Source organism: Corynebacterium auris (genome assembly GCF_030408575.1).
Taxonomy (GTDB): Bacteria; Actinomycetota; Actinomycetes; order Mycobacteriales; family Mycobacteriaceae; genus Corynebacterium; species Corynebacterium auris.
Window position 1 is genome coordinate 399,853 of record NZ_CP047047.1, and the last position, 24,537, is coordinate 424,389.

Sequence of the window (24,537 nt, forward strand, 5' to 3'; positions counted from 1 at the left end):
AAAGGAAGCGCCATGAACCACAAAGACGTAGCGGCCCGCGTGTTGGCCGGGCTCGGCGGGGAGGACAACATCGTGGGCGCCGCGCACTGCGCCACACGCCTGCGCCTCGTGCTCAAGGACCCGGACCGGGTGGACACCGCGGCTTTGGATAACGACCCCGACCTCAAGGGGACCTTCGAGACGGGCGGGATGTTCCAAGTCATCGTCGGCCCCGGGGACGTGGATCAGGTCTTCGCCGAGCTCGACGCGATGACGGGATGAAATATCGCTGTCTCCACCGATGAGCTCAAAGAGGTGGCCGCGAAGCAGGGCAGCTGGTTCACCCGCTTCATCAAGGTCCGCTCCGATACTTTCGTCCCCCTTATCCCGATCCTCGTCGGCGGCGGCCTGCTCATGGCGCTTAACAACGTGCTCACCGCCGACGGAGATCATCAACGTCCTCGCCTCCGCGCCCTTCACCTTCCTGCCGGTGCTGGTGGGGTATTCCGCCACCAAGCGTTTCGGCGGCAACGAGTACCTGGGCGCGGGCATGGGCATGGCGATGGTGCACCCCGCGCTCGTCGACGGCTACGAGGTTGCCACCTCCATGGCCGAGGGCACCATGCCCTACTGGGACCTGTTCGGGCTTCCCGTCGCGCAGGCCGGCTACCAGGGCGCGGTGCTGCCGGTCCTCGCCGTCGCCTGGGTGTTGGCGACCGTGGAAAAGTGGTTCCACCGCCGTCTCAAGGGCACCGTCGACTTCCTCCTCACGCCGCTGGCGACCCTGCTGATCACGGGCTTCATCACCTTCATCGCGGTCGGCCCGGCCGTGCGTTGGCTCGGCGACCTGCTTATCGACGCCCTCGCCGGCCTCTACGACATCGGGGGGCCTGTCGGCGGGCTACTGTTCGGGCTGGTCTACTCCCCGATCGTGATCACGGTCCTGCCCCAGTCTTTCCCGCCGATCGAACTAGAGCTGATCAACCAGGGCGGCTCCTTCATCTTCCCGACGGCCTCCATGGCCAACGTCGCCCAGGGCGCGGCGGCGCTCGCCGTCTACGTCCTGGCCCGGAACGCAAAGATGAAGGGGCTAGCGGGATCCTCCGGCGTCTCCGCGGTCTTCGGTATCACCGAGCCCGCTATCTTCGGCGTGAACCTGCGGCTACGCTGGCCCTTCTTCATCGCCATGGGGGCCTCCGCCGTGGGCGGCATGCTGGTCGCCCTCTTCGACGTCAAGTCCGTCGCACTCGGCGCCGCCGGGTTCATCGGCGTTGTCTCCATGCGTGCGAGCGACATGGGGACGTTTCTCCTGCTGTGCGCCGTCACTTTCGTGGTTTCCTTCGCCGCGGCCTTTTTCTACGGCCGAGTCATGGTCGCCCGCCGCGGCACCATCGACCCCGACGCGCCCGAGGACACCCGCGCGGATGCCGTCGCCGCCGCGACCATCGCGGAGGCCTCGGCCGACGCCACCCGGGTCGCCTCCCCGCTGACTGGCCGGGCCATCGCCTTGTCCGAGGTGTCGGACCCGATGGTCGCCGCGCTCAAGCTGGGGGAGGGCGTAGCCGTCACGCCGACGCGCGGCGAACTGCGCTCGCCCCTCGACGGCACCGTGGTGGTCACCTTCCCCTCCGGCCACGCGTACGCCGTGCGGGGCACGGGCACAGACGGCAAGAAGGTCGACGTGCTCATGCACATCGGTTTCGACACCGCGAACCTCAAGGGAGAGCACTTCACCCCGCGCGTTTCCAAAGGCGACACAGTCACCCGCGGGCAGCTGCTGGCCGAGTTCGACATCGGGGGCATCGCCGCCGCCGGCTACGAGGTGACCACCCCGTGGTGGTATCCAACACGAAGAAGGTCGGGGCGATCGCCCCGGCGCTCTTCCTGCCCGGCGACGTCGAAGCTGGGGAGGACCTGTTCACGGTGGAGCCGGCCGAGATTTGATTCCAGCGCCGCGGCCGTGGTTAAATACCACAGTTGCCTGGAGCTGGTCGGGGCGGGCGCGCGTTTCCGAGTGAACGCCCCGAGACCCTTCGACGCCGCGGGTATCGCCGAAAGCGGCAGCGGTGTTCGTCGATAAGCAAAAGTGCATAAATACATGTGACCACGTGCGCGCAGGACGGAAATCTGGCGCACATTCAACCAGGTCAGGAGACCACAGTGATTCAGCAGGAATCGCGTCTGAAGGTCGCCGACAACACCGGTGCGCGAGAGATTCTGTGCATCCGCGTGCTCGGCGGCTCTGTCCGACGCTTCGCCGGTATCGGCGACACGATCGTCGCCACCGTGAAGGAAGCTGCCCCCGGCGGCAACGTCAAGGAGGGTGAGGTCGTGCGCGCCGTCATCGTGCGCGCCAAGAAGGAGACCCGCCGCCCGGACGGCTCGTACATCGCGTTCGACGAGAACGCGGCCGTTCTGATCAAGAACGACACCGAGCCGCGCGGCACCCGCATCTTCGGCCCGGTCGCGCGCGAGCTGCGCGACAAGCGCTTCATGAAGATCGTTTCTCTCGCACCGGAGGTGATCTAGGTATGAAGATCAAGAAGGGCGATATGGTCCAGGTCATCTCGGGCAAGGACAAGGGCGCCCAGGGCAAGGTCATCGAGGCCTACCCGAAGCGCAACAAGGTCCTCGTCGAGGGCGTGAACCGCATCAAGAAGCACGTCGCGAACTCCTACAACGAGCGCGGCGCCGAGTCCGGCGGCATCGTCACCCAGGAGGCCCCCATCCACGTCTCCAACGTGATGGTCCTCGACTCCGACGGCACCCCGACCCGCGTGGGCTACCGTTTCGACGAAAACGGCAAGAAGGTCCGCGTTGCCAAGACGAACGGGAAGGACATCTAAGCATGGCTGAGAACTACACCCCGCGTCTCAAGACCCGCTACAAGGACGACATCCGCGCCAAGCTCAACGAGGAGTTCGGCTACGACAACGTCATGCAGATCCCCGGCCTGACCAAGATCGTGGTCAACATGGGTGTCGGCGACGCCGCCCGCGACTCCAAGGTCATCAACGGCGCGCTGGAGGACCTCACCGCGATCACCGGCCAGAAGCCGCAGCTGCGCCGCGCGAAGAAGTCCATCGCTAACTTCAAGCTCCGCGAGGGCATGCCCATCGGCGCGAAGGTCACCCTCCGCGGCGACCGCATGTGGGAGTTTCTGGACCGCCTGCTCAACGTCGCCCTGCCGCGTATCCGCGACTTCCGCGGCCTCAACGACAAGCAGTTCGACGGCGCCGGCAACTACACCTTCGGCCTGTCCGAGCAGACGATGTTCTACGAGATTGACATCGACAAGATCGACCGCGTCCGCGGCATGGACATCACCCTGGTGACCACCGCCACGAGCGACGACGAGGGCCGCTCCCTCCTGCGCCACCTCGGCTTCCCCTTCGCCGACAAGGACGGCAAGATGCAGCAAGCTTAAGCTTGTCGACGCCTCAACCCCCCGCACCGCCCACCGGGCCGTGACGGGGGTTTTGTCGTTGGTGGGGTGGCTGGGATCCCTGCGATTAAGATCCCTGCGGTTAAGGTCCCTGCGGTTAAGAACACAAGGGCAAGAATCCACGTGCGGACCCGAATGTCGTGGATTCTTACCCTTCTGTTCTTAACCAGGGGTGGGTGCGGGGCTGGCGCGGCTAGGGCCGGGCTTTGCCGTGGAACCAAAACGGGACCCAGACGACGTCGGAAGGGGGCAGGCCCCACTCCTTCACGGCGAGCGTGCGCACGGACTACCTGGCCGCGGTGGGGTGGCTGGGATCCCTGCGGTTAAGAACACAAGGGCAAGAATCCACGTGCGGACCCGAATGTCGTGGATTCTTACCCTTCTGTTCTTAACCAGGGGTGGGTGAGGGGCTGGCGCGGCTAGGGCCGGGCCTTGCCGTGGAACCAGAACGGGACCCAGACGACGTCGGAAGGGGGCAGGCCCCACTCCTTCACGGCGAGCGTGCGCACGGACTTGGTCAGGGCGCCCTCGCCGGAGACCCACACGGAGCGCGGCGGTTGCTTCTCACCGAAGCTGTCGCGCAGGGCGGACAGGGTGGCCTCGGTCTCAGCGGTTTTCGGCGCCTCGATGACGGTGAGGGAGGCCAGCACCTCGCCCCACTGTTCGGCCAGCCCGTCCTCGATCTCCTCGGGGGAGGTGACCACGGCGACGGCATGGGTCCTGGCGAGGGCCCGGGGGGCGTTTGCCTGCTGGTATGCCAGGATGTGGCGCAGGGCGGGCAGTGCCGAGGCGTCGGCCACGAGCAGCTGTGAGGAGGTCGGCGGCGTCCACAGGGCGGGGCAGGTGAACATGCCGGCGGTGTCGCCGGGGCGCGCCTGGCGGATCCACCGGGAACCTGGGCCGGTATCGCCGTGGGTGACCACGTCGACGTCGATAAGCTTGCGTGCGCTATCGAGGTTGCGAATGGTGTACCAGCGAAGGTCGGGGCGGGTCTCCTCGGGCATGGTTGCGACGGCCGCGCGGATGTTGATGCCGCTGAAGCTGAAGGGGCGGAAGGGGCGCCCCGGCTTCGGCATGAGTAGGCCGAAGTACTCGTCCGGCCCGCTCAAGGGGTAGTCGGCGAAGGCCTCCGCGGTGAAGGTGAGGCGGTGTAGCCGGGGTTTGAGCTGCTCGTTGGCGACGAGGGTGACGGGGTGGAGGAGGTGGGAGGGCATGTATCGAAACCTCAATTAGAAAGGTAAGGCTTGCATTACATCTGGTGCGCGTCCTACTATACGGTAGTCAATGCAATTTGCACATACCCATGTGGTGTAAATCGGACGGCCTACAGAAGGACACACGCAATGATGTTTTTGAACAAGCGCGCCACGGGCATCGTGGCCGCCCTCACCGCCGCCACGCTCGCGCTGGCGGGCTGCTCCCGCGGCGAGGGGGACTCGACGCAGGCTGAGGGCGACGACAGTGAGATGCGTGTCGCCAGCCTCGGCTTGGGCGACGCGGACACATTGCTGGCTCTCGGCATCACCCCTGTCGCCGTCGCGCCGTGGGGTGCGGAGGGCGACGTCGGCCCCTCCGGTGTTGGCCCGTGGGCCGAGGACCTGCTCGGCGACGCCCAGCCGGAGGTCATCTACAACGTTGCCAGCGGGTTCACCGCAGACATCCTGGAACAGGTCTCGGCGGTCGACCCCACCCACATCGTTGCCGTGAACCAAGCCGTCGACGTTGAGGCGCAAGAGTCCCTGGAAAACATCGCGCCGACGACCGTGAAGCCGGCGGAGTACGACGACTGGCAGGTGCCGTGGGAAGCGCAGGTGGAGACCATCGCCGATGCCGTGGGCAAGTCGGCTGAGGGCCGCGACCTCGTGGAACAGACCGAGCAGGTCTTCGAGGACTTCAGGGCCAACCACCCCGAGGTGCAGGGGGCTCGAGCGGCCATCGTCATGCCGTACGACGGCAAGATTGGCCTGTACACCGCCGACGATGGGCGTGGGCAGTTCATCGAGGACCTCGGCTTCGTCATCCCCGACGAGCTCCAGGGCGACGGTTCCACGTTCTTCGTTGACTACGCCCCGGAGAACTACTCCGAGCTCAACAACGTCGACTATCTCTTCGTGCTCGACTACAATGGCCTCGTCGACCAGGTCAAGAACGACCCTATCTTCCAAGACCTTGAGGTGGTCAAGGACGGGCGCGTGCGCTACCTCGACACTGATACCGGCAACGCGATGAGCATGCCCAACCCGGTGACCATCCCGTGGGTGGCCGAAAGGTTCGAGGAGCAGCTGAACTAACACTCGATGAGTACCCCCGGCACTCTCACAGTGCGCCGGTCCCGCGATAGTGCGCGGGCCATCGTGCTGCTTGTCGTTGTCTCCCTCCTCGCGGTCGTGGCTTCGCTGGCGTTCGGCTCGCGCACCATTTCTCTCGACGAGCTCCTCGCCGCAGCTCTCGGCGAGGGAAGCGACGACGTGCGCAATATCTTCTGGCAGCTGCGCGTTCCGCGGACCTTGCTCGCCTACGCCGTCGGCGCATCGCTGGCCATCGCCGGTGTTCTCGCGCAGGCGTGGACCCGCAACCCGCTCGCGGATCCCGGGTTCATCGGTGTGACCGCGGGCGCGGCCTTTGCCGTGGCCGTGGGCAGCGCGGCGGGCGCTGTGGTTGGTCTCGCCGACGCTACGGTGTACGCCTTCGTCGGTGCGGCCGCGACCTCTGCGCTGGTGTTGGTGGTTGCGCGGCGTTCGGCGAGCCCGCTCACCCTCATCTTGGTGGGCGTTGGCGTCGACGCCTCTCTGAGCGCCGGGTCGGCCCTCATTGGATTGTTCGACACTTCAGTGTTGGACAGCATGAGGTACTGGACGGTGGGTTCGACTTTCGGCCGAAGCTACGACGATGCCGCCGTGGCCTGGGCGGGTGTGGCCGTCGGCGCCGTCATCGCCGCCGTCGCCGCGCGCCCGCTTGATCTGTTGGCGATGGGGGAAGAGACCTCCCTGGCGCTCGGCGGTTCGCCACGGCTGGCCCGCGCGCTGGCGGCGCTGGGTGTGGTCGTGCTCGCTGGCACCGCCACCGCGACCGCGGGGCCCGTCGCCTTTGTCGGCTTCGCCGCCCCGCATATCCTGCGACGCTTCCTCGGCCCGCAGGTCAGTCGCTTGCTCCTGCCCGCGGCGCTCTTCGGGGGAGCGCTTGTGCTGTGCGCCGACATCATCGGGCGCCTCATCATGCGCCCTGGGGAGCTGGAAATGTCTATCGTCATCGCCGTCATCGGTGGCCCGGTGCTCATCGCGGCGGTGCGCCGCGGGATAGGACGGAAGGGGGCGATGTAGGTGAACCGAGCAACAGATGCTCTTCGTGCGCAGAGGCGCGAGCGCAGGGCGAAACAGAGCGCCGCCGGGGTGGTGTTCGCCCTTGCGGCCGGCGCGGCCTACCTCATCCTCTTGGGGCAGGGGGCCGTGTCCACGTCCCCCGGGCGGGTCGTCGAGGTGCTCACCGGCGGCGGCACTGCGCGTGAGATCATGGCGGTGTGGGACCTGCGGATCCCCGTCGCCCTCGCCACCCTTATCGTCGGTGCGGCGCTGGGCATGGCGGGGGCGTGGACCCAATCAATGTCGCGCAACCCGCTGGCGTCCCCGGACATTCTGGGCGTCACCTCCGGCGCGGCAGTCGCCGTCGTGCTAGGAAGCATCTCGTACCGCCCTTCCTTCGTCGACGACATCCCTATCTTCTGGTGGCGCGCCGTGCTGGCGCTGGTGGGGGCGGTTGCTGTCGTTGTGGTGCTGTCGCTGCTGGGCGGCATTGGAACGAGCAACAGAATCGTCCTCGTCGGTGTTGCGCTGACGATGATGCTTCAGGCGGGCGTGAGCTACCTTCTCTTGCGCGCGGAGCTACTGCGCGCCGCCGAGGCGCAGACCTGGTTGGCGGGATCGACGGGCTTCATCCGCATGGATGCCATCCTTCCTCTCCTGCTTGGGTTGGCCCCCTTTGTCGCGCTGGGCCTGTGGTGCGGGCGCGACTTGCCGTTGTTGGCGCACGACGACGCCTCCGCCGCCATGCTGGGGGTGAACATTACGATGCAGCGCAGGCTGCTGCTTGTTGCGGCGACCGGGGTGTCGGCCGTGGTCGTCGCGGCGGTGGGGCCGATCGGCTTCGTTGCCCTCATCGCGCCCCACTTCGGCAGGCTCGTCGCCCAAACGCCTGTACCGCCGCCGTTGGTCGCGGCGTTGGCCGGGGCGGCGATCTTGGCGGTGTGCGCGGTCATCGCCGGCCTCATCCCGTCAACGGCGCCGGTGGGGGCGGTCTCGGCTGTCGTCGGCGGGATCGTCCTGGTGGTGCTGGTGTGGAGGCGATCGGGGCGGTGAACACACACGGACACAGAGAGGCGGACATGGAACGAACTGATGCTGCACTCGTCGCGCGCGGTATCCGCGCGGGCTACACAGACGGGGCGGACGTCCTTCACGGCGTGGATCTCACGGCGCGGGCGGGGGAGGTGACCACCCTCATCGGGCCGAACGGTTGTGGAAAGTCCACGTTGCTCAAGTCGATGTCTAAGCTGCTGACTCCCCGCGAGGGCACAGTGCGTGTCGACGGCACCGACGTCCACACCCTCACAGCACGCGAGGCGGCCCGGCGCGTGGCGCTTCTCCCGCAGCACCCCTCGGCGCCGGACGGGCTCTACGTCGGCGAGCTCGTCGCGCGCGGGCGCCACCCGCACCAGGGGCGCATGGCCGGCCCCTCCGCAGCGGACCATGAGGCGATTGCGCGCGCCTGCGAGGCGACCGGCATCACCGACCTGCTCGAGCGCGAGATCGACGCCCTCAGCGGCGGCCAGCGGCAGCGGGTGTGGTTGGCGATGACCCTGGCGCAGGACACCCCCGTGCTGCTCCTCGACGAGCCCACGACCTTCCTCGACCCCGCGCACGCCATCGACATGCTGGCGCTCGCCCGCGATCAGGCCCGCGCCGGCAAAGCAGTGGTGATGGTGCTGCACGACCTCATGCTGGCCGGCATGTTCTCCGACACGCTGGTGGTCATGCGCGGGGGGCACATTCTCGCCCACGGCACCCCGAAGCAGGCCCTCACCACCGAGGTGCTCGCCGAGGCCTACGGGCTGCGCGCCGAGGTGTGGGACGACCCCGCGGGCAGCGCGCCTGTGATCGTCCCGCGGGGGACCGTTCGCTAGACGCTCGGCGGTCTGTACAGCGGGTTAGGGATCCGGCCCGCGTACAGCAGCGACGCATTCTGCTCACTCAAGTCCACCATGGTCTCGGGGTTGCGCCACTGCAGCCGGTTGAGGCAGGAGTGCGTGAAGTCCGGGGCACAGAGGGGGAGGGTTGCGCCCGAGTCGGGGTAGTCGGCCTTATACCCGTTGACGCAGGCGCGAACGCAGGCCCAGAATTCTTCGTCGCTGAGGACACCGGCATCGGATAAGAGGGCGCCGAGGTGACGCAGCACCCCGTCGATGATGTCGGCGTGAATCGGCTGGGCACGCAGCTCCTGGTCCATAGTGGCGTCGCTGGTGATACGGGCGATGGCTTCGGGCACCTCGCGCTGGGGGTTAAGCACCGCCACCTCCTCGCCGATGTCTTTGAAGAAGGAACCGACCGGGACGAAGCCGTCGAGTTCCAGGATGACGTTCTCGGAGTGCAGCATGAACGCGATGTCGTACTCTGCCAGGGCGCGGATTGCGGGGCGGAGGTAGACATTGAGCAGCCGGGCCAGCCAGTCGGCGGGGGTCAGGCCCGAGCGGTCGATCCACTCGGCGGCGAGCGGGCGTCCGGCGGGGTCGGTGTGCAGTACCGCGGCGAGGGTGACCGCGACGTTGCCCTCGCCGAGCATCGGAATCGGGGACTCGCGCCATAGGGCCGCGAGCATCTTCTGGTGGGGGCCGTTGTCCGCGACGCCGGAGGCGGCGCTGCCGTGGTAGACGTCGCCGGTTACGCCGATCGCAGCGATTTCTTTGAGCAGGCGCACGTTGTAGTGGGTCAGGTCTGGGTCGGCGTCGAGAAGCGAAGCGACCCATTCGTTGATGGCGGGGGTGGCCGACATATAAGCCGGTGACAAGCCGCGGGTAAAGCCCATATTGCGCACGGCCACTGCCGTTTTGACGTACGGCAGCTCGGGGCGCGTGAGGTTGAAGAAAGTGCGGAGCGATTGCTGCGGGTGCATGAGGTCCTCGCCCTCCTCGAGGTAGACCATGTCGCCGCTGAGGAGGAGGTCGGCGAAGACGGTCGTGACCTTGTTTTCCCACTGCCAGGGGTGCACCGGCAACGCGACGTAGCGCTCCGGGTCGAGCCCATGGCGCGCGAGAACGGCGCCGGTTAGGTCCTCCATGCGCACGCCGCGTATCGACGCCACAGTCGCCGCCTCCCTGCGCACCGCGACCCACACGAGCGCGGTGGAGCGTCCCTGCTCGGGCACGTAGGCCGTGGCCTCGGCTTCGCTCATTCCGGCGCGCCCGGCATTGGCGATGAACCCGGGGTGGCCCTCCACCATCGCCGACTCGATGTACTGCATGTACGCGGCGGGTTTCAGCGATGCGGCGGCGTCGGTGAGCTCTGCGACCAGGGGGCGAGCCAGGGCTTCGGCGCGGGCGCGCCCGGCGAGGGTGGAGGACAATTCCTCTAGGTAGGTGTGCACGAAGGACGCGGGAATGCCCAGCTGCGGCGCTAGGCGCGAGACGAGCGGGATGAGTCGGACCGGAGCTTCGTTGTCGTCGCGCACCGTGTCCGGGTCGATGCTGTAGTGCTCCAGCGGATGCTTCGTCGCCGCGAAACGGATGGTCGTGCCTCCGGCGTCGATGGTTGCGTAGCCGGGTTCTTCGGCCGGGAGTGGGGTGAGGACGCGCTCGTGGATCATCTCGCGTAGCGCTTTGGCCACGAGGTGGGCCTCCGCGCGCCGGGCCGACTCTGCCGTGAGGTGTGTGGCAGGCGAGGGCAGGTTCAGGTGCGGCGCTCGGGCCCTCGCGGCGAGTGGGGAGGCGTAGAATTCGGCGGGCTCCACTGCCTGGATACAGGCGGTTTTTTCGGCGATGACGGTCTGCGCGAAGCCGGGCACAGTGCGAAACCCGGCGAGGGCATTTTTGGCCAGGATCTTGGTGTTGCGGGTGTCGGGTTCCACGATGATGCGCCGGTGCTTGCGCGGGGCTGCAAAAATCCACGCGACGGTCGCGGCCATGAGCGCCGAGGTCAGACCGGATTCCGTGGCCTCTCCCTCCGGCGGGGCGCACAGCAGGTGCATGCCGAGATCGCCAGGGCGCAGGGGCAGCTTCTCGGCGAGGTGGCTTAAAAGCACACGGGAGGGGTCGTAGAGCTCGACGAACGCGAGGGGGGTGCCAGCGCGTTCGATCACGTAGCCGGCTTCGTGCGCGGCGGCGGCGAGGCGGGCAAGCTCGACGGCGACGTCTTTGGGCGAGGCGTCGAGCGCACCCCAGAACCGCGAGCGCGGGTCGGTGACCCAGCGGTGTAGGGTGTCGTGGTCGGCAACGGCCGCGGGGCGAAACGTGAGCCACCCGGCGGTGGTGTGGATAACGCTCATGCGCCGAACCCCCCGATGTCTTGGAAGGCGATGGAGCGCTCGATGGGGTAGACCTCCCGGCCCGTGATGGCACGCAAAACGATGGAGTTGCGCCATGGTCCCATCCCGAGGTCGGGGCCGTTGAGGGAGATGAGGTGCTCGTCCGCGTTGAGCGCGAAGAGGGAGCCGTCGTCGTCTGCGGCGAAGTTCTCGTTGAGGTCGAAGCGCCCTTTCGGGTCAAGGTTGATCAGGTCGCGGGCGGGTTCGAGGAAGGCGGGGATCTGGGCGCTGCGGTAACCAGTGCACAGGATCGCGGCGTGGGTGGTGTGCGTGGCCTGGGTGCCGCTTTCGTCGTGCCGCAGGTCGAACTCGAGGGCGTCGCTGCGGGTGCGCGCGTAGCGCACGCTTACCCCGGCGCGCAGCGTGGTGTGCTCCGCTAAGTCGCAGGAGAGGCTGAGCCGGTAGAGCATGTCGTAGATGGCATTCACCGTCTCCGAGGAGATGCCCTTGTACAGGCTGCGGTCCTCGAGCACCAGCCGGTCGCGCTGGTCCATGGGAAGCCCGCGCACGTAGCGCGCGTACTCCGGGGAGGTCAGCTCGAGGGTGAGCTTGGTGTATTCCATGGGAAAAAAGCGCGGAGAGCGGGTGATCCAATCCACGCGCGTGCCGTTCGCGACAGCCTGGGGAAGTAGATCCGCATAGATCTCGGCAGCGGACTGGCCGGAGCCGATCACAGTCACCGATTCGGCCTCCCGCAGCCACGCGCGCGCCGGGAGGTAGTCGGCGGAGTGGATTGCGCGGGGCGAGTCGCTGGTACGCAAAGCTCCGGAAAGCTCCTCGGGAACGAAGGGGTCGGTGCCCACGCCGCTGACCACGTTGCGGGCGAAAACCTCGGGCTGCCCGTCGACCTCGACGACCCAGCGGGCGCCGGTTGCGGCGCGCAGCTGCTCCGGTGCCGGGTGCACCGCGCGGACGGCGTTCCCCCAATGCATGGTGCTGAGCTGCTCGCTGACCCACGCGCAGTAGTCGGAATACTCGCTTCGCAGAGGGTAGAAGTCCTCGCGGATGTAGTAGCGGTGAAGGCGGCCGTTGAGCTTGAGGAAATTGAGGAAGCTGTATTGGCTCGTAGGGTCGGCCAGAGTGACTAGGTCGGCGAGGAAGGGAACCTGGATGGTGGATTCCTCGAGCAAGAGGCCCGGGTGCCAGCGGAAGGCGGGGCGGCGGTCGAAGAACGCTGCGGTGAGTTCCCCGGCGCTGACCAGCGGCTGCGCGAGCGCGGCGAGGCCGAGGTTGAAGGGGCCGATGCCGACCCCAGCGATGTCGACTGTGCGGTTGGTGTCGGTGGTGTGAGGCGTGGGCATGAAAAGCTGTTCCTTTTACAGTGTGTCTGCTGCTCGATCGGGAGGTGTGGGCAGGGTACGGCTGACGCGGACAACGGCGCGAAGGACCGAGGTGATTTCGTCGAGCTTCAGCGTCGGGTCGAGGATGGTGAGCTTCATCAGGGTGCGTTCGTCGATGCGGGTGACGGCGATGGCGGCGGTGCCGGAGGAAAAGAGGGCGTCGCGGATGGGGGCGGCGAGTGCGCCGTGCGGGTCACCGCGCAGGGAAAAGAGCACGGTGCTGAGATGGGGCTTTTCGTAGAGGTCGAGGTCGGCGAGCTCGGGGTCGTGTTCAATGGCGTGCGCGGCGTCGCGGGCGAGCGCGATGATGCTGTCGAAGGCAGCGCCGAAGGCCTCGGGGCCGACCGTCCTGAGGGTGACCCAGAGCTTGAGGGCGTCGAAGCGCCGCGAGGTCTGCAGTGCGTAGTCGGCGAGGTTGAGCCGCGGGGCATCGGCGGGGTTGAGGTAGTCGGCGTGCACGCGCACGGCGGCGAAGTCAGAGGCGTTGCGACAGAGCAGCGCGGAGCAGGTGAGGGGCTGGTAGAAGGTTTTGTGGAAGTCGATGGTCACGCTGTCGGCCCGGTCGATGCCGCGCAGCAGACCCGCGTGGGTAGGCGACAAACACGCGGCCCCGCCGTAGGCAGCGTCGACGTGGAGGTGCACCCCGGCGGCCCGGCAGACGTCGGCGATGCCGTCGAGCGGGTCGATGAGCCCGCGATCCGTCGTTCCGGCCGTGGCCACCACGGCCGCGGGCGTGCACCCGCTCCGTTGGGCGCGGGTGAGGGCGGCGCTCAGCGCAGCGGGCTCCATGGCGACGCTGACGATGTTGCCCGGCGCGATGCCGAGGAGGTCAGCCGCGCGGTGCACTGAGTAGTGCGCCGTGGGGGAGGCGAAGATTGCGAGCGAGTCGAGGGGCGCCGAGGCGCGGGCCTTGTTCCGCGCGATGGCCAGAGCCTGCAGGTTGGATTGGGTGCCGCCGGAGGTGAACACGCCGTTGGCGGACTCCGGAAACCCCAGGGTGCGGCTGACCCACTCGATCAGGCGTTGCTCGATCAACGCAGCCGCGCCAGCCTGGTCCCAGGACTCCACGGAGGTGTTGAGCGAAGTGGCTAGCACCTCTGCGGCGACGGCGGGCAGGGCGATGGGGCAGTTGAGGTGGGACAGGTATCTCGGGTGGTGGTAGAGCACTGCCTCGTCGAGCCAGATCTCGCGCAGCTCCGCGAGGGCGCGGTCGAGCTCGTGGACAGGGGCAGCGAGGTCGATGTCTGCGAGTTGCTTGGCCGCCGAGGGGGTGGTGGAGGGAACTGGGTGGTCAGCGCCGTAAATCGCGTGCGCGGCGTGTGACGCCGCTTGACTGATGGCGGCGAAGAACTCGCCCGTCGACGCTCCGCGCCCGACGAGGTAGGGACCGACGGAGGTGGACGGGGTCTGCTCATGTGTGGAGGGCATAGCCCGACGTTATCAAAATAAGGTTTGGCTAACCTCTGATGGGGGTTGTCGCGGTGCGAAAAACCAACGGCTTACGCTTAGTGGCGCCCCTCCTGCAGCTCCCCCGCGTACAGGCGGAACCCCTCCTCGCCCGCGTCACCGGCGAGCGCGACGCCCGCCCGGCGGGCCAACTCGACCGCGAGCGAGGACGCCGGGCCGGCGGCGACGAGAGCGGAGAACCCGGCCGCGGCCGCTTTCTTCGCCAGCTCGAAGGACGCGCGCGAGGTGACGACGAGGATCGTGCCCACGGCGGGCAGCTGCTCCTCGAGGAGCATGTGGCCCACGACCTTGTCGGCGGCGTTGTGGGCGTCGATGTCCTCCCTGACTACCAGCGCGGCGCCGTCCGCACCGAAGGCCCCGGCGGCGTGGATCCCGCCGGTTTTGCGCACCGGTTTCTGCTGCGCACGCAGCGCCGCGGGCAGCCCCATCACCAGCTCCGGGTCGAGCGCGAGGGAATCTCCGGGGGAGGGGACGCGGTGGAGCAGCTCGCTGATGGTCTGCTCGCCGCTGACCCCGCACGCGGAGCCCGCCCCGGGGGCCGGCGGCGCGAGTTGGAGTGGGATGGTCGGGGCGCGGCGGGCGGTGGAGTCGGGTGCGGTATCGAGGTCGATGTCGAGGAGGTTGTAGGTGTTGCGCCCCTCGGGGCCGACGGCACCGGCGCAGTAGCGCGCTGTGGAGACGTCGTGAAGCGAGGCGATGAGCCCCTCGGCGTAGAGCCAGCCGTGCGCGAGCTCGACGTCGTGGCCCGGGGTGCGCATGGTCGTGGTGAGTGTGCGGCCGCCCGCCCTGATCTCGAGGGGCTCCTCGACGCTGGTCGAGCCGGCGCGGGTGTCGGTGAGAATGCGGCCGTCGCCGCGGGTGACGCGGGTGACGGCGACGTTGCGGGTGATACGTCCCATATGGTTAGTGCGCGCTGTAGTCGAGGTCGAAGTCGGTGGTGCCCTTGATGGAGTGCGGGTCGGTGCGGGTGGTGATGCTCAGCCGGTTAAACGTGTTGATCGCCAGGATGCTCACCAGCAGGTTGTGCGCGCCGTCCTCCCCGAACAGCTCCACGGTGCGGTCCCAGAGCTCGTCCGGCACGGAGGCCTCCCCGTCGATGTGCGTGACGGCGTCCGTCAGGCGCAGCGCGGCGGTCTCCGAGTCGTCGAAGGCGTCGGTGTGGTTCGTCCAGTCCTCGGTGCGCAGGATGCGCTCGTGCGACCAGCCATCGTCGCGCGCGTCGCGGCGGTGGGTGGTGATGCACGCCCGGCAGTCGTTGAGCACGGAGGCGCGAAGGGACACCAGATGGCGGTACTGCTCGGGGGTGTTCTGCGAGGAGTACTTCACCATGGGCAGCAGGGAGCGAAACCCCTCGCCGCGGAGCTGGGGACGTGAATGGGTCATACACCAACCCTATGCCCCGTGGTGCGCGTTATCCACAGGCGGGAGGCCCGCGCGGGGGTTATCCACAGGGAGGGGCGGTGCGGGCGGGGCGGTGTCCGGGCGGCTGGCTATAACGGAGCCAGCCGCACCGACACGCGGCGCGGCCTGCACAAAGGGGGACGGATGAAAGACATCGACAAGATCAAGGAGAAGGTGCGCAAGCTGCTCGACCACGCGGCTGACCGCGAGGGCACGCCGGAGGGGGATTCCTTCTACGCCAAAGCCTTCGAGTACATGGCGGCCTACGGCTTCGAGGAGCGCGACCTGGCAAAACCCGACGCTGACGACGAGGTGGAGCACCGCAGCGTCGAGTTCGTGGGCGCGTACACGGACAAGCAGGCGGCGCTGCTGCTCGCGCTGGCCGCGGCCCTGCACTGCACGGGGTTCATGATGCGCACCCCGAACACCACGCGGGCGGTCTCGGCGGTGATCTTCGGGGCGCGGCGCCACCTCGACCGGGTGGAGATGCTGTACGCCCTGCTCAACCCGGTGATGCTCGCCGGGGCGCGCGCCCACTCCAGCCAGGGCTGGCACGACACCTCGACGGTGGTCAAGCGCCGCTCCTTCATGTCGGGCTTTGCCGCCTCGGTCGCCGACAAGCTCGGCTCGGCCGAGTCGAAAGTGGCGCGTGGCGACGGCCGCTACGCCCTCGCTCTCGTGAGCGACCAGCGCCGCGCGGAAGAGGCCCAGCGGGCCTACGTCGAGGCCGAGGGCCTGGTGTCTCGCTCCTCGCGCTCCCGCGGCGCCTTCGACGGGGGTGCGTTTAACCTGGGGTTTCGCGCCGGGCAGAACACGGATCTGGGGCAGACCAGGGTGCGTCAGCGCCCGGCGCTGCCGTGGTGAGGGGGTAGCGGGGGTGATCCGGGCAATAAAAAGTATCAAACTGTAGCGCACAACACATTAGTGATTTATTGTGAGCCAAAGTATTTTCCGATTGGAAGGAAGTGGGAACGAGATGGCGGCTATAAATCAGCGTGCGCTCGCGCGCGGTGCAACGACGATTGCGGTCACCGCCGCGCTGGTCGTGGGGGTGGCGGCGCCCGCGGGAGCCGAGGAGGGTAGCTCCCTGGAGGGCTCGAGCGTGGGCTCGTCGAAGGTCACGAGCGAAAAGATCCAGGCGGGCAGCGTCGACCCGTTCTACGACACCGCCGGTGTCGCGCCCACGACGGAGGGGGAGATCCTGCGCCAAAAGACGGCGCCCTACTCGGGTCTGTTCGGCGACAACGACCTCGCCCTGCCCGACACGGTGGAAAAGATCATGTACACCACGAAGAACGCGGTGGGACAACTGGAGCCGGTCACGGGTTACGTGCTGGAGCCCACCGTGCCGTGGCGCGGGGAGGGGCCACGCCCCACGCTCGTGGTCGTGCGCGGTACCGTCGGCCAGGGTGACCACTGCGCCCCCTCGCGCAACTGGCCGCTCGACGGGCAGCCGGATCCTGCGAACACGGGACGCTTCGTCAACTTCGAGGGCCTCTACGACATGATGTTTGCCAACCAGGGCGTGCGCGTCGTGGTCACCGACCTGATCGGTATGGGTACCGAGGGCACGCACACCTACATGAACAGGCTGGACCAAGCGCACGCGATGCTCGATGCGGCCCGCGCGGCCAGCACACTCGTTGAAGGGCGGGGCGAGGAGTTCGGCTCCGTGGCGCTCTACGGGCACTCCCAGGGTGGCGGCGCCTCCGCCGCGGCGGCGGAGGCGCAACCGGAGTACGCGCCCGACGTGAATCTCGTGGGCGCCTACGCATCGGCCCCGCCCGCCGACCTCAACGCGGTGATGGCCAACATCGACGGCTCCGACCTGTCCGGCGCGATCGGGTTTTCCATCAACGGCCTCCTCCGCCGTTACCCCGACCTGCAAAAGCTGATCGACGAGAACGTCAACGACAAGGGGCGCGAGGCGCTCGACTCGCTGTCCGGGATGTGCACCGACGAGATCATGGATAAGTACGCCTACGCCACGACCCGGGAGTGGATCAAGGGCGGGCGCTCGCTGGGCGAGGTCGTCGCCGACAGCCCCGAGGCGCGGAAAGCGATCGCGGACCAGCACATCGGCAACGGTACGCCGAAGGTGCCCGTCATGATCGTCTCCGGGCGCTTCGACCGCAACGTCGCCTATGGCCAGGCCAAGGAGCTCGCCCGGAACTGGTGCGGCAAGGGCGTTCCCGTCTACTACCGCGACGACATCATCCCCGAGATCGGGACCATCGGCGAGTACAACCACGTCGCGCAGGCCGTCTCAGGAGGTTCCTTCGGTATCCCCTTCCTCATGGTCCGCTTCCACGGGCGCGAGCTGGACAACGCGAAGCTGTGCACGAACTTCAACGGGAACGAGGGCTCCTCGGCCGTAGACCTGAGCTCGGCTCTGTCGAGCCTGCCGCTGTCGAGCGGGCTGGTGGCGCCCGGCACGACCCAGGGCGCGAGCTCGGGCACGCAGGGTTCGGGCATCACCTCCCCGGCGGGCACGATCGCGGTGATCGTCGGCGTCATCCTCGCCACCCTCGGTGGAGCGGCGGTGGCGCTGCTGCCCCTGCTCCGCAGCGCGGGGATCAACGTCCCCTTCTAGGGTGCGCCGGCGCCGCGGGCCAGGCCGGTGAACTTTCGGGAAAGGGTGCGTGAACTGGTCTTTCCCGGCTTGCCGGCCGCGGGGGCGCTCCTAGACTGAAAAGGACATTCCCCGCCGCCCGTATTCCCAGGAGTCGCCCCCGTGTCCCGTTCCTCTCTGCCCTCAGGCCGCCGCCCGATGCGCGCGGCGCTCGCCCTCACAATCGCCACCGCCCTTGCGCTCAGCCCGGCCCCCGCTGTGGCGCGGGAGGCGCCCGCTCCCGCGGCCGGGGCCGTGCACTGGGCTGACCTTGCGCAGCGCGAGGTCGTCATCGCGGGGGCGCGGGTTCCGGTTCCCGCGGCCCTGGCGGGCGTAGCTGCTGCCGCGGCGGTGCTCGGCGGGCTCACCGTGGTGCTGCTTCAGGCCGTCGCGGACGCGCTGCCAGGGCACTCCTCGACTAGCTCCTCGCTGCTCGCAGGTTCCTCCGGGGCAGAAAAGCCGCAGACCGCGCCCGGCGAGCACATCACCAGCTTCAACTTCAGCGCGGTCAATGGCGATGCCGCGATCGGCGGGCTAAGCGGTATCGACGAGGTCGCGCCGGGCCGCTACATCGTGCTCTCGGACGATAAGGGCGAGCACGGGCCGATCCGCGCCTACTACTTCACCACCGAAGATCACAAGACCTTCACCCCCGCCGGCGAGGTGAGGTTCACCGATCCGCAGGGCAACGCGTACACCGAGTTCATGGACCCGGAGGAGATCCGCGTCCTGCCCAGCGGCAACTTCCTGTGGACCACCGAAGGCAACGCCAAAGCCGGGCAGGTCGCCGCGCCGCAGATTATCGAGTCGACGCCCGAGGGGAAAGAGGTGCGCCGCATCGACGTCCCCGCCTACCACGCCCCCGACGGCGCCTCCACCCGGGGGATCCACCACAACAACGGTCCCGAGGGAATGGCATTGCTTGCCGACGGCAACACCGCCGTCACCGTCAACGAGGACGCGCTCGCCCAGGACGGGGTGAGAAACAGCGAGAAGAACGCCTCGATGAACAGGCTCACCTTCTACGACCTGGCGACCGGCAAACCCACCCGGGAGTACGTGGTCCGGGTCGAGGCGGGGCGCGGCGCAACCTCGCTCCTAGCCGACGAGAACGGCGACCTATACCTGCTGGAGCGCGGGTTCTTCCCAGAGCTCGGCGACAACGGCGAGAATAAGGCAGAGATTTACAAGCTGGACCTCGCGGGTGCCGGCAACGTGCTGGGAGTCGAGAAGCTGGACGGGACGGAGAAGCCAGCGGCGAAAAGCCTGGTTTTCGACTTCGCCGCGGTGCGCCCGCATCCGGACAACGTGGAGGGGCTCGCGTGGGGCCCCAGGGCTGACGACGGCCGCCGGACCCTCGTCGTTGTTAGCGACGATAACTTCAACGACACGCAGACGACGTACTTCCACACGCTCCTCGTGCCTTGAGGTGTCCAGGTGGGGCGCCCGGGGCGGGCGTCGATAAGCGATTTGGCCTTTTTTTATCGGGCGGGTAACCTGATCGGGCGGACTTGCGTGCCGCGGCTTTCGCGCGCGCATCCGATGAACATCTGAACATCCAACTTTGTTGCAGGCCCCCCGCCAACATGCGGACCGGGTGAAAGGGAGGCGGCGAGCGCCCCGCGTTACTGAGCGCGGGGAGCGTGGAGTAGCCCCCGACAAACCACACGGTAAACGCGACGCCGGCTCACGCCGCGTCGAGGTGGGTTTCCAGGGAACCGCAACGAGAAAGGCAAACGGTCGCACTATGACCATGACTGATCCGATCGCGGACATGCTGTCTCGCGTGCGCAACGCAAACAATGCGCACCACGAGACCGTGTCCATGCCTTCCTCCAAGATCAAGGCGAACATCGCCGAGATCTTGAAGCAGGAAGGCTACATCGCTGACTACAAGGTTGAGGACGCGAAGGTGGGCAAGCAGCTCACCCTCGACCTCAAGTACGGGCCGACCCGCGAGGCGTCCATCGCCGGACTGCGCCGCGTGTCCAAGCCGGGTCTGCGCGTGTACGCAAAGTCGAATGACCTGCCGCAGGTTCTTGGCGGCCTTGGCGTGGCCATCATCTCCACGTCCCAGGGCCTTTTGACCGACCGTCAGGCCCAGGAGAAGGGCGTAGGTGGGGAAGTCCTCGCCTACGTCTGGTAAAGGGAGGTTGTAAAGACTATGTCGCGTGTAGGTAAAGCACCCATCGCCATCCCCAACGGCGTGGAGACCACGATCAACGGCCAAAACGTCCAGGTCAAGGGCCCGAAGGGCACCCTGGCGTTCGAGCTGCCGGCGCCGATCACAGCTTCCGTTGAGGACAATGAAATCGTGGTGTCCCGTCCGGACGACCACCGCACCAACCGCGCTCTGCACGGTCTGTCCCGCTCGCTGGTGAACAACCTCGTTGTCGGCGTGACCGAGGGCTACAAGATCAACATGGAGATCTTCGGTGTTGGTTACCGTGTCCAGCTCAAGGGCAAGGACCTCGAGTTCTCCCTAGGCTACTCGCACCCCATCCTGATCGAGGCGCCGGAGGGCATCACCTTCGCCGTCGACGGCAACACCAAGTTCTCCATCGAGGGCATTGACAAGCAGCAGGTTGGCCAGATTGCGGCTAACATCCGCCGGCTGCGCAAGGATGATCCGTACAAGGGCAAGGGCATCCGCTACGCAGGCGAGCAGGTGCGCCGCAAGGTCGGAAAGACGGGTAAGTAAACATGAGCAACACTGCAGAAAACACCAAGCGCACCCCGGTCGGCCGCGACATCTCCTCGCGCCGCCGCGAAGCCCGCGTTCGCCGCCACAACCGCATCCGCAAGACGCTGCGCGGCACCCCGGAGACCCCGCGTCTCGTCGTGCACCGCTCGTCCCGCCACATGCACGTCCAGATCATCGACGACCTCGCTGGGCACACGCTCGTCTCGGCTTCCTCCATGGAGCCGGACGTGCGCACCCTCGAGGGCGACAAGAAGGACAAGGCTGCCAAGGTTGGCCAGCTCGCCGCTGAGCGCGCCAAGGCCGCCGGCATTGAAGCGGTTGTCTTCGACCGTGCCGGCTACAAGTACCACGGCCGCATCGCGGCCCTCGCTGACGCAGCTCGTGAAGGTGGTCTGAAGTTCTAATGATCACCGCACTCAACACCACCAACGGAAGGATCGCGTAATGGCCGAACGTGAACGGCGTGACGGCGGGCGCTCCGCCGACAACCGCAACAACAACCGCAACAACGAGCGCGGCGGACGCGGCCGCCGCGATGACCGCCGCAACCACAACGACGAGCGCGACAAGTACATCGAGCGCGTCATCACCATCAACCGCGTTGCCAAGACCGTCAAGGGCGGGCGCAACATGTCCTTCACGGCGCTCGTCGTCGTCGGCGACGGCCAGGGCATGGTCGGCGTCGGCTACGGCAAGGCGCGCGAAGTTCCCGCCGCTATCCAGAAGGGCGCCGAGGAGGCTCGCAAGAACTTCTTCCGCGTCCCGATGATCGGCGGCACCATCCCGCACCCGGTGCAGGCTGAGGCCGCCGCGGGCATCGTCATGCTCCGCCCGGCAGCACCCGGTACCGGTGTCATCGCCGGTGGCGCTGTGCGCCCCGTGCTCGAGTGCGCCGGCGTGCAGGACATCCTGGCGAAGTCACTGGGTTCCGACAACGCTCTTAACGTGGTGCAGGCCACCGTTGCCGGCCTGAAGGAGCTCGTGCGCCCGGAGGAGATCGCCGCCAAGCGCGGTAAGTCCATCGAGGACGTCGCCCCGGCCCGCATGCTCCGCGCCCGCGCAGGACAGGAGGCCTAAGCACAATGGCACTGAAGATCACGTTGCACCACGGCAAGGTGGGCGAAAAGCCGGTTACCCGGAAGAACCTCGAGGCGCTTGGCCTGCGGAAGATCGGCCAGTCCGTTGTCAAGCAGGACAACGCTGCCACCCGCGGCCAGATTCTCAAGGTGCGCCACCTCGTCACCGTCGAAGAAGTTGCAGGGGAGTAGATACACCATGGCTGACATCATCAAGCTCCATGATCTGCGCCCGGCACAGGGCGCCAACAAGGCCAAGACCCGCGTCGGCCGCGGTGAGGCCTCCAAGGGCAAGACCGCGGGCCGCGGCACGAAGGGCACCGGCGCTCGGAAGCAGGTTTCCGCCGCTTTCGAGGGTGGCCAGATGCCGCTGCACATGCGTCTGCCGAAGCTCAAGGGCTTCAAGAACCCGAACCGCGTCGAGTACCAGGTCGTCAACGTCGCAGACCTGGCGAAGGCGTTCCCGGACGGCGGGGCCGTCGATGTTGCCGACATCGTTGCCGCCGGCCTGGTGCGCAAGAACCAGCCGGTGAAGGTTCTCGGCAACGGTGAGCTGAACGTCAAGCTTGACGTCACCGCGACGAAGTTCTCCAAGTCTGCCGTCGAGAAGATCGAGGCAGCTGGCGGCTCCGTCACCGAGGCTGAGTTCCGCCCGCGCTCCGGCGCGCGGAAGGCCGACGTGGCGGATTCCAAGGGCGTTCTGCCCTCGGACCCGCTGACGGAGACCGCGTCCATCGCGGGCTCTGAGGTCCCGGCCGACAAGTAAGGCCGACACTCACGACTCCCCGGAGCGCCCTGTGCGGGCGTGCCGGGGAGTTTCGCTTTCCACGGGCGGCCCGCTTCAGGCTGGCACGGAGCGGCAAGATGGACGGGTGACTTAGCGCTGTCGGGGGCGGCTGGTAAGGTAGGGAGGTCATTCCAGCCGGGAAGGGGTCGCGCCCCGTCCTGTACTGCAAGATTACGTCCTATTCTCCCGCCGGCCGGGGGAGGAGCCAGGAGGCTTAGTGTCCGCTATCGTTCAGGCGTTTAAAGACCCGGATCTGCGCAAGAAGATCCTCATCTCCATCGCGTTGATCATCCTCTACCGGGTCGGTGCGCAAATTCCCACGCCCGGCGTGGACTACGGACTGATCAGCCAGCGCCTCGACAGCATTGAGCAGGGCGAGGAAGCGACGATGTTCTCGATCATCTCCCTGTTCTCCGGCGGCGCGTTGCTCCAGCTGTCGATCTTCGCCATCGGCATCATGCCGTACATCACGGCGTCGATTATCGTGCAGCTGCTCACCGTGGTCATCCCGAAGTTCGAGGAGCTGAAGAAGGAGGGCCAGGCCGGGCAGGCGAAGATGACGCAGTACACGCGCTACCTCACCGTGGCGCTCGCGTTGCTGCAGTCTGCCGGCATTGTCGCCCTGGCGGACCGCGAGCAGCTACTCGGTGCGGGCAACCCCGTATTGGTGGAGGACCGCAGCGCGTGGACTCTCATCATGATGATCATCGTCATGACCGCCGGCGCGATCCTCATCATGTGGCTCGGCGAGATCATCACTGAGAAGGGTGTGGGCAACGGCATGTCGCTGCTCATCTTCGCGGGCATTGCCACCCAGCTTCCCTCCCAGGGCGCGACCATCCTCACTCAATCCGGCGGCCTCACCTTCGGCCTGGTGATCGCCGCGGTTGTGGTGCTCGTGGTGGGCATCATCTTCGTCGAGCAGGGGCAGCGCCGTATCCCGGTGCAGTACGCCAAGCGCATGGTGGGCCGCCGCCAGTACGGTGGGTCCTCGACCTACCTGCCGCTCAAGGTCAACCAGGCCGGCGTGATCCCGGTGATCTTTGCCTCCTCGCTGATGTACGTGCCGGTGCTCATCACGCAGATCGTCACGATGAACAACCCGACCCCGCCGGATAACTGGTGGATGAACAACGTGATGGCGTGGCTGCAGAACCCCGGCTCCTGGCAGTACATCGTGGCCTACTTCGCCATGATTATCTTCTTCTCCTACTTCTACGTCTCCATCCAGTACGACCCGGTGGAGCAGGCGGAGAACATGAAGAAGTACGGCGGCTTCATCCCCGGCATTCGCCCGGGCCGCCCGACGGCCCAGTACCTCGGCTTTGTCATGAATCGCCTGCTGTTCGTCGGCGCGCTCTACCTCGCGCTCATCGCCATCCTGCCGAACCTGGCGCTCGACGCTGGAATCGCGGGCACGGGCAGCATGGGTATGACCGCGTTCGGGGGCACGGCTATCCTGATTATGGTGTCCGTGGCGCTGACCACGGTCAAGCAAATCGAATCTCAACTTCTGCAATCCAACTACGAAGGACTTCTGCGATAATGCGTCTCGTTCTCCTCGGCCCTCCCGGCGCGGGCAAGGGCACCCAGGCCGCCATACTTTCCGAGAAGCTCGGAGTGCCGCACATCTCCACCGGCGATCTCTTCCGCGCCAACATCGGTCAGGGCACGCCGCTGGGCGTGGAGGCGAAGCAGTACATCGACGCCGGCAAGCTCGTGCCCACCGACGTCACCGCGCGCATGGTGGAGGCCCGCCTGAACGAGGACGACGCGAAGGACGGCTTCCTCCTCGACGGCTTCCCCCGCACCGTGGAGCAGGCGAACATCCTCGCCGAGCTCCTGCGCAACAAGGGCGTGGAGCTTGACGGCGTGCTCAACTTCGTCGTTGCCGAGGAGGTCGTCGTCGAGCGCATGCTGGCCCGCGGCCGCGCAGACGACAACGAGGAGACCATCCGCACCCGCCTGGGCGTCTACCGCGACGAGACCGCGCCGCTGATCCAGCACTACGGCGACGCCATCATCAACATCGACGCCGTCGGAGACGTCGAGGAGGTCAACGCGCGAGCCCTGGAGAAGCTGGGTAAGTAGCACGCCCGCGCTTTCCGACGCCCGAAGGAGCCGACACCCCGTGGTTTTCCGCCGCAGCCTACCTGCC

The 24,537-nt window shown here is 67.3% G+C and carries 23 protein-coding genes and 2 pseudogenes; 19 read left to right on the top strand and 6 right to left on the bottom strand.

Going from position 1 to position 24,537, the window contains the following annotated elements:
- The first annotated feature begins 12 nt into the window (after positions 1-12).
- The 4 genes and pseudogenes from CAURIS_RS02015 to rplE all read left to right on the top strand — a co-directional run bounded on the left by CAURIS_RS02015 (position 13) and on the right by rplE (position 3,406).
- Positions 13-1,923: pseudogene (locus tag CAURIS_RS02015) on the top strand (PTS sucrose transporter subunit IIABC).
- Between the two features lie 216 nt (positions 1,924-2,139).
- Positions 2,140-2,508: a 50S ribosomal protein L14 gene (gene rplN, locus CAURIS_RS02020; protein ID WP_115685305.1), complete on the top strand. Its 369-nt coding sequence runs from the start codon at positions 2,140-2,142 to the stop codon at positions 2,506-2,508.
- 2 nt (positions 2,509-2,510) lie between these two features.
- Entirely contained in the window at positions 2,511-2,825 is a 315-nt protein-coding gene (rplX, locus tag CAURIS_RS02025; RefSeq protein WP_290342560.1) for a 50S ribosomal protein L24, read from the top strand.
- 2 nt (positions 2,826-2,827) lie between these two features.
- The gene (gene rplE, locus CAURIS_RS02030) at positions 2,828-3,406 is read left to right on the top strand and encodes a 50S ribosomal protein L5 (protein ID WP_290342561.1); all 579 of its coding nucleotides are present in this window, start codon (positions 2,828-2,830) and stop codon (positions 3,404-3,406) included.
- 437 nt (positions 3,407-3,843) lie between these two features.
- Here rplE and CAURIS_RS02035 read toward each other — a convergent pair whose 3' ends face one another.
- Positions 3,844-4,638 carry a siderophore-interacting protein gene (locus CAURIS_RS02035; RefSeq protein WP_290342562.1) on the bottom strand — a complete coding sequence of 265 codons (795 nt, stop codon included), beginning with the start codon at positions 4,636-4,638 and terminating at the stop codon, positions 3,844-3,846.
- Positions 4,639-4,767: 129 nt separating this feature from the next.
- Between CAURIS_RS02035 and CAURIS_RS02040 the strand changes: the two genes are divergently transcribed.
- Genes CAURIS_RS02040 through CAURIS_RS02055 form a run of 4 tightly spaced genes read left to right on the top strand, consistent with a single transcriptional unit; the run spans position 4,768 to position 8,600 of the window.
- Positions 4,768-5,715 (top strand): ABC transporter substrate-binding protein, encoded by a 948-nt coding sequence (locus CAURIS_RS02040; protein WP_290342563.1) that lies wholly within the window; start codon positions 4,768-4,770, stop codon positions 5,713-5,715.
- 6 nt (positions 5,716-5,721) lie between these two features.
- Positions 5,722-6,744, top strand: coding sequence for a FecCD family ABC transporter permease (locus CAURIS_RS02045; RefSeq protein ID WP_290342564.1), 1,023 nt, complete (start codon positions 5,722-5,724; stop codon positions 6,742-6,744).
- Positions 6,745-7,776 carry an iron chelate uptake ABC transporter family permease subunit gene (locus CAURIS_RS02050; RefSeq protein ID WP_290342565.1) on the top strand — a complete coding sequence of 344 codons (1,032 nt, stop codon included), beginning with the start codon at positions 6,745-6,747 and terminating at the stop codon, positions 7,774-7,776.
- Positions 7,777-7,802: 26 nt separating this feature from the next.
- Positions 7,803-8,600: an ABC transporter ATP-binding protein gene (locus CAURIS_RS02055; RefSeq protein ID WP_290342566.1), complete on the top strand. Its 798-nt coding sequence runs from the start codon at positions 7,803-7,805 to the stop codon at positions 8,598-8,600.
- On the opposite strand, the gene CAURIS_RS02060 is transcribed toward CAURIS_RS02055, so the two are convergent.
- The 5 genes from CAURIS_RS02060 to CAURIS_RS02080 form a co-directional block, all read right to left on the bottom strand.
- Positions 8,597-10,954: a GNAT family N-acetyltransferase gene (locus CAURIS_RS02060; RefSeq protein WP_290342567.1), complete on the bottom strand. Its 2,358-nt coding sequence runs from the start codon at positions 10,952-10,954 to the stop codon at positions 8,597-8,599. The genes CAURIS_RS02055 and CAURIS_RS02060 overlap by 4 nt on opposite strands.
- Positions 10,951-12,294: a lysine N(6)-hydroxylase/L-ornithine N(5)-oxygenase family protein gene (locus tag CAURIS_RS02065; RefSeq protein WP_290342568.1), complete on the bottom strand. Its 1,344-nt coding sequence runs from the start codon at positions 12,292-12,294 to the stop codon at positions 10,951-10,953. Before CAURIS_RS02065 ends, CAURIS_RS02060 begins: the two co-directional genes overlap by 4 nt.
- A 15-nt stretch (positions 12,295-12,309) precedes the next feature.
- On the bottom strand, positions 12,310-13,761 hold the full coding sequence (locus tag CAURIS_RS02070) for a pyridoxal phosphate-dependent decarboxylase family protein (RefSeq protein WP_290342569.1): 1,452 nt from the start codon (positions 13,759-13,761) through the stop codon (positions 12,310-12,312).
- A gap of 77 nt (positions 13,762-13,838) precedes the next feature.
- Complete coding sequence (locus tag CAURIS_RS02075; RefSeq protein ID WP_290342570.1) at positions 13,839-14,699, bottom strand: formate dehydrogenase accessory sulfurtransferase FdhD; 861 nt, start codon at positions 14,697-14,699, stop codon at positions 13,839-13,841.
- A 4-nt stretch (positions 14,700-14,703) separates the two neighbouring features.
- A complete protein-coding gene (locus CAURIS_RS02080) occupies positions 14,704-15,183 on the bottom strand; it encodes a carboxymuconolactone decarboxylase family protein (protein ID WP_290342571.1) in 480 nt (159 codons plus the stop codon).
- Positions 15,184-15,345: 162 nt separating this feature from the next.
- On the opposite strand from CAURIS_RS02080, the gene CAURIS_RS02085 reads away from it, so the two are divergent.
- From CAURIS_RS02085 to CAURIS_RS02135, 11 genes and pseudogenes are all read left to right on the top strand, one after another.
- The gene (locus tag CAURIS_RS02085; RefSeq protein ID WP_290342572.1) at positions 15,346-16,065 is read left to right on the top strand and encodes a DUF2786 domain-containing protein; all 720 of its coding nucleotides are present in this window, start codon (positions 15,346-15,348) and stop codon (positions 16,063-16,065) included.
- A gap of 112 nt (positions 16,066-16,177) precedes the next feature.
- The gene (locus CAURIS_RS02090) at positions 16,178-17,794 is read left to right on the top strand and encodes a lipase family protein (RefSeq protein WP_290342573.1); all 1,617 of its coding nucleotides are present in this window, start codon (positions 16,178-16,180) and stop codon (positions 17,792-17,794) included.
- A 141-nt stretch (positions 17,795-17,935) separates the two neighbouring features.
- Positions 17,936-19,240 (top strand): esterase-like activity of phytase family protein, encoded by a 1,305-nt coding sequence (locus CAURIS_RS02095; protein ID WP_290342574.1) that lies wholly within the window; start codon positions 17,936-17,938, stop codon positions 19,238-19,240.
- Positions 19,241-19,559: 319 nt separating this feature from the next.
- Positions 19,560-19,958 (top strand): 30S ribosomal protein S8, encoded by a 399-nt coding sequence (rpsH, locus tag CAURIS_RS02100; protein WP_290342575.1) that lies wholly within the window; start codon positions 19,560-19,562, stop codon positions 19,956-19,958.
- Between the two features lie 18 nt (positions 19,959-19,976).
- Positions 19,977-20,513 (top strand): 50S ribosomal protein L6, encoded by a 537-nt coding sequence (rplF, locus tag CAURIS_RS02105; RefSeq protein ID WP_290342576.1) that lies wholly within the window; start codon positions 19,977-19,979, stop codon positions 20,511-20,513.
- Positions 20,514-20,515: 2 nt separating this feature from the next.
- Complete coding sequence (rplR, locus tag CAURIS_RS02110; RefSeq protein WP_290342577.1) at positions 20,516-20,920, top strand: 50S ribosomal protein L18; 405 nt, start codon at positions 20,516-20,518, stop codon at positions 20,918-20,920.
- 40 nt (positions 20,921-20,960) lie between these two features.
- Positions 20,961-21,593 carry a 30S ribosomal protein S5 gene (gene rpsE, locus CAURIS_RS02115; protein WP_290342578.1) on the top strand — a complete coding sequence of 211 codons (633 nt, stop codon included), beginning with the start codon at positions 20,961-20,963 and terminating at the stop codon, positions 21,591-21,593.
- Positions 21,594-21,598: 5 nt separating this feature from the next.
- On the top strand, positions 21,599-21,784 hold the full coding sequence (gene rpmD / locus CAURIS_RS02120) for a 50S ribosomal protein L30 (RefSeq protein WP_019193972.1): 186 nt from the start codon (positions 21,599-21,601) through the stop codon (positions 21,782-21,784).
- Between the two features lie 7 nt (positions 21,785-21,791).
- Positions 21,792-22,229: pseudogene (gene rplO / locus CAURIS_RS02125) on the top strand (50S ribosomal protein L15); the annotation flags it as partial.
- A 367-nt stretch (positions 22,230-22,596) separates the two neighbouring features.
- Complete coding sequence (gene secY, locus CAURIS_RS02130) at positions 22,597-23,925, top strand: preprotein translocase subunit SecY (protein ID WP_290342579.1); 1,329 nt, start codon at positions 22,597-22,599, stop codon at positions 23,923-23,925.
- On the top strand, positions 23,925-24,470 hold the full coding sequence (locus tag CAURIS_RS02135) for an adenylate kinase (protein WP_290342580.1): 546 nt from the start codon (positions 23,925-23,927) through the stop codon (positions 24,468-24,470). The genes secY and CAURIS_RS02135 overlap by 1 nt, the downstream gene beginning before the upstream one ends.
- The last annotated feature ends 67 nt before the right edge of the window (positions 24,471-24,537 follow it).

What these genes read in the sequence shown, in the direction of transcription:
- CAURIS_RS02075 (WP_290342570.1), bottom strand. Translation starts at nt 14,699, where the DNA reads ATGGGACGTATCACCCGCAACGTCGCCGTCACCCGCGTCACCCGCGGC.
- CAURIS_RS02135 (WP_290342580.1), top strand. Translation starts at nt 23,925, where the DNA reads ATGCGTCTCGTTCTCCTCGGCCCTCCCGGCGCGGGCAAGGGCACCCAG.
- rpsE (WP_290342578.1), top strand. Translation starts at nt 20,961, where the DNA reads ATGGCCGAACGTGAACGGCGTGACGGCGGGCGCTCCGCCGACAACCGC.
- CAURIS_RS02090 (WP_290342573.1), top strand. Translation starts at nt 16,178, where the DNA reads ATGGCGGCTATAAATCAGCGTGCGCTCGCGCGCGGTGCAACGACGATT.
- CAURIS_RS02035 (WP_290342562.1), bottom strand. Translation starts at nt 4,638, where the DNA reads ATGCCCTCCCACCTCCTCCACCCCGTCACCCTCGTCGCCAACGAGCAG.
- rpmD (WP_019193972.1), top strand. Translation starts at nt 21,599, where the DNA reads ATGGCACTGAAGATCACGTTGCACCACGGCAAGGTGGGCGAAAAGCCG.
- CAURIS_RS02070 (WP_290342569.1), bottom strand. Translation starts at nt 13,761, where the DNA reads ATGCCCTCCACACATGAGCAGACCCCGTCCACCTCCGTCGGTCCCTAC.
- CAURIS_RS02040 (WP_290342563.1), top strand. Translation starts at nt 4,768, where the DNA reads ATGATGTTTTTGAACAAGCGCGCCACGGGCATCGTGGCCGCCCTCACC.
- rplX (WP_290342560.1), top strand. Translation starts at nt 2,511, where the DNA reads ATGAAGATCAAGAAGGGCGATATGGTCCAGGTCATCTCGGGCAAGGAC.
- CAURIS_RS02085 (WP_290342572.1), top strand. Translation starts at nt 15,346, where the DNA reads ATGAAAGACATCGACAAGATCAAGGAGAAGGTGCGCAAGCTGCTCGAC.
- CAURIS_RS02055 (WP_290342566.1), top strand. Translation starts at nt 7,803, where the DNA reads ATGGAACGAACTGATGCTGCACTCGTCGCGCGCGGTATCCGCGCGGGC.
- rplF (WP_290342576.1), top strand. Translation starts at nt 19,977, where the DNA reads ATGTCGCGTGTAGGTAAAGCACCCATCGCCATCCCCAACGGCGTGGAG.
- CAURIS_RS02060 (WP_290342567.1), bottom strand. Translation starts at nt 10,954, where the DNA reads ATGAGCGTTATCCACACCACCGCCGGGTGGCTCACGTTTCGCCCCGCG.
- rplE (WP_290342561.1), top strand. Translation starts at nt 2,828, where the DNA reads ATGGCTGAGAACTACACCCCGCGTCTCAAGACCCGCTACAAGGACGAC.
- rpsH (WP_290342575.1), top strand. Translation starts at nt 19,560, where the DNA reads ATGACCATGACTGATCCGATCGCGGACATGCTGTCTCGCGTGCGCAAC.
- CAURIS_RS02045 (WP_290342564.1), top strand. Translation starts at nt 5,722, where the DNA reads ATGAGTACCCCCGGCACTCTCACAGTGCGCCGGTCCCGCGATAGTGCG.
- rplR (WP_290342577.1), top strand. Translation starts at nt 20,516, where the DNA reads ATGAGCAACACTGCAGAAAACACCAAGCGCACCCCGGTCGGCCGCGAC.
- CAURIS_RS02080 (WP_290342571.1), bottom strand. Translation starts at nt 15,183, where the DNA reads ATGACCCATTCACGTCCCCAGCTCCGCGGCGAGGGGTTTCGCTCCCTG.
- CAURIS_RS02065 (WP_290342568.1), bottom strand. Translation starts at nt 12,294, where the DNA reads ATGCCCACGCCTCACACCACCGACACCAACCGCACAGTCGACATCGCT.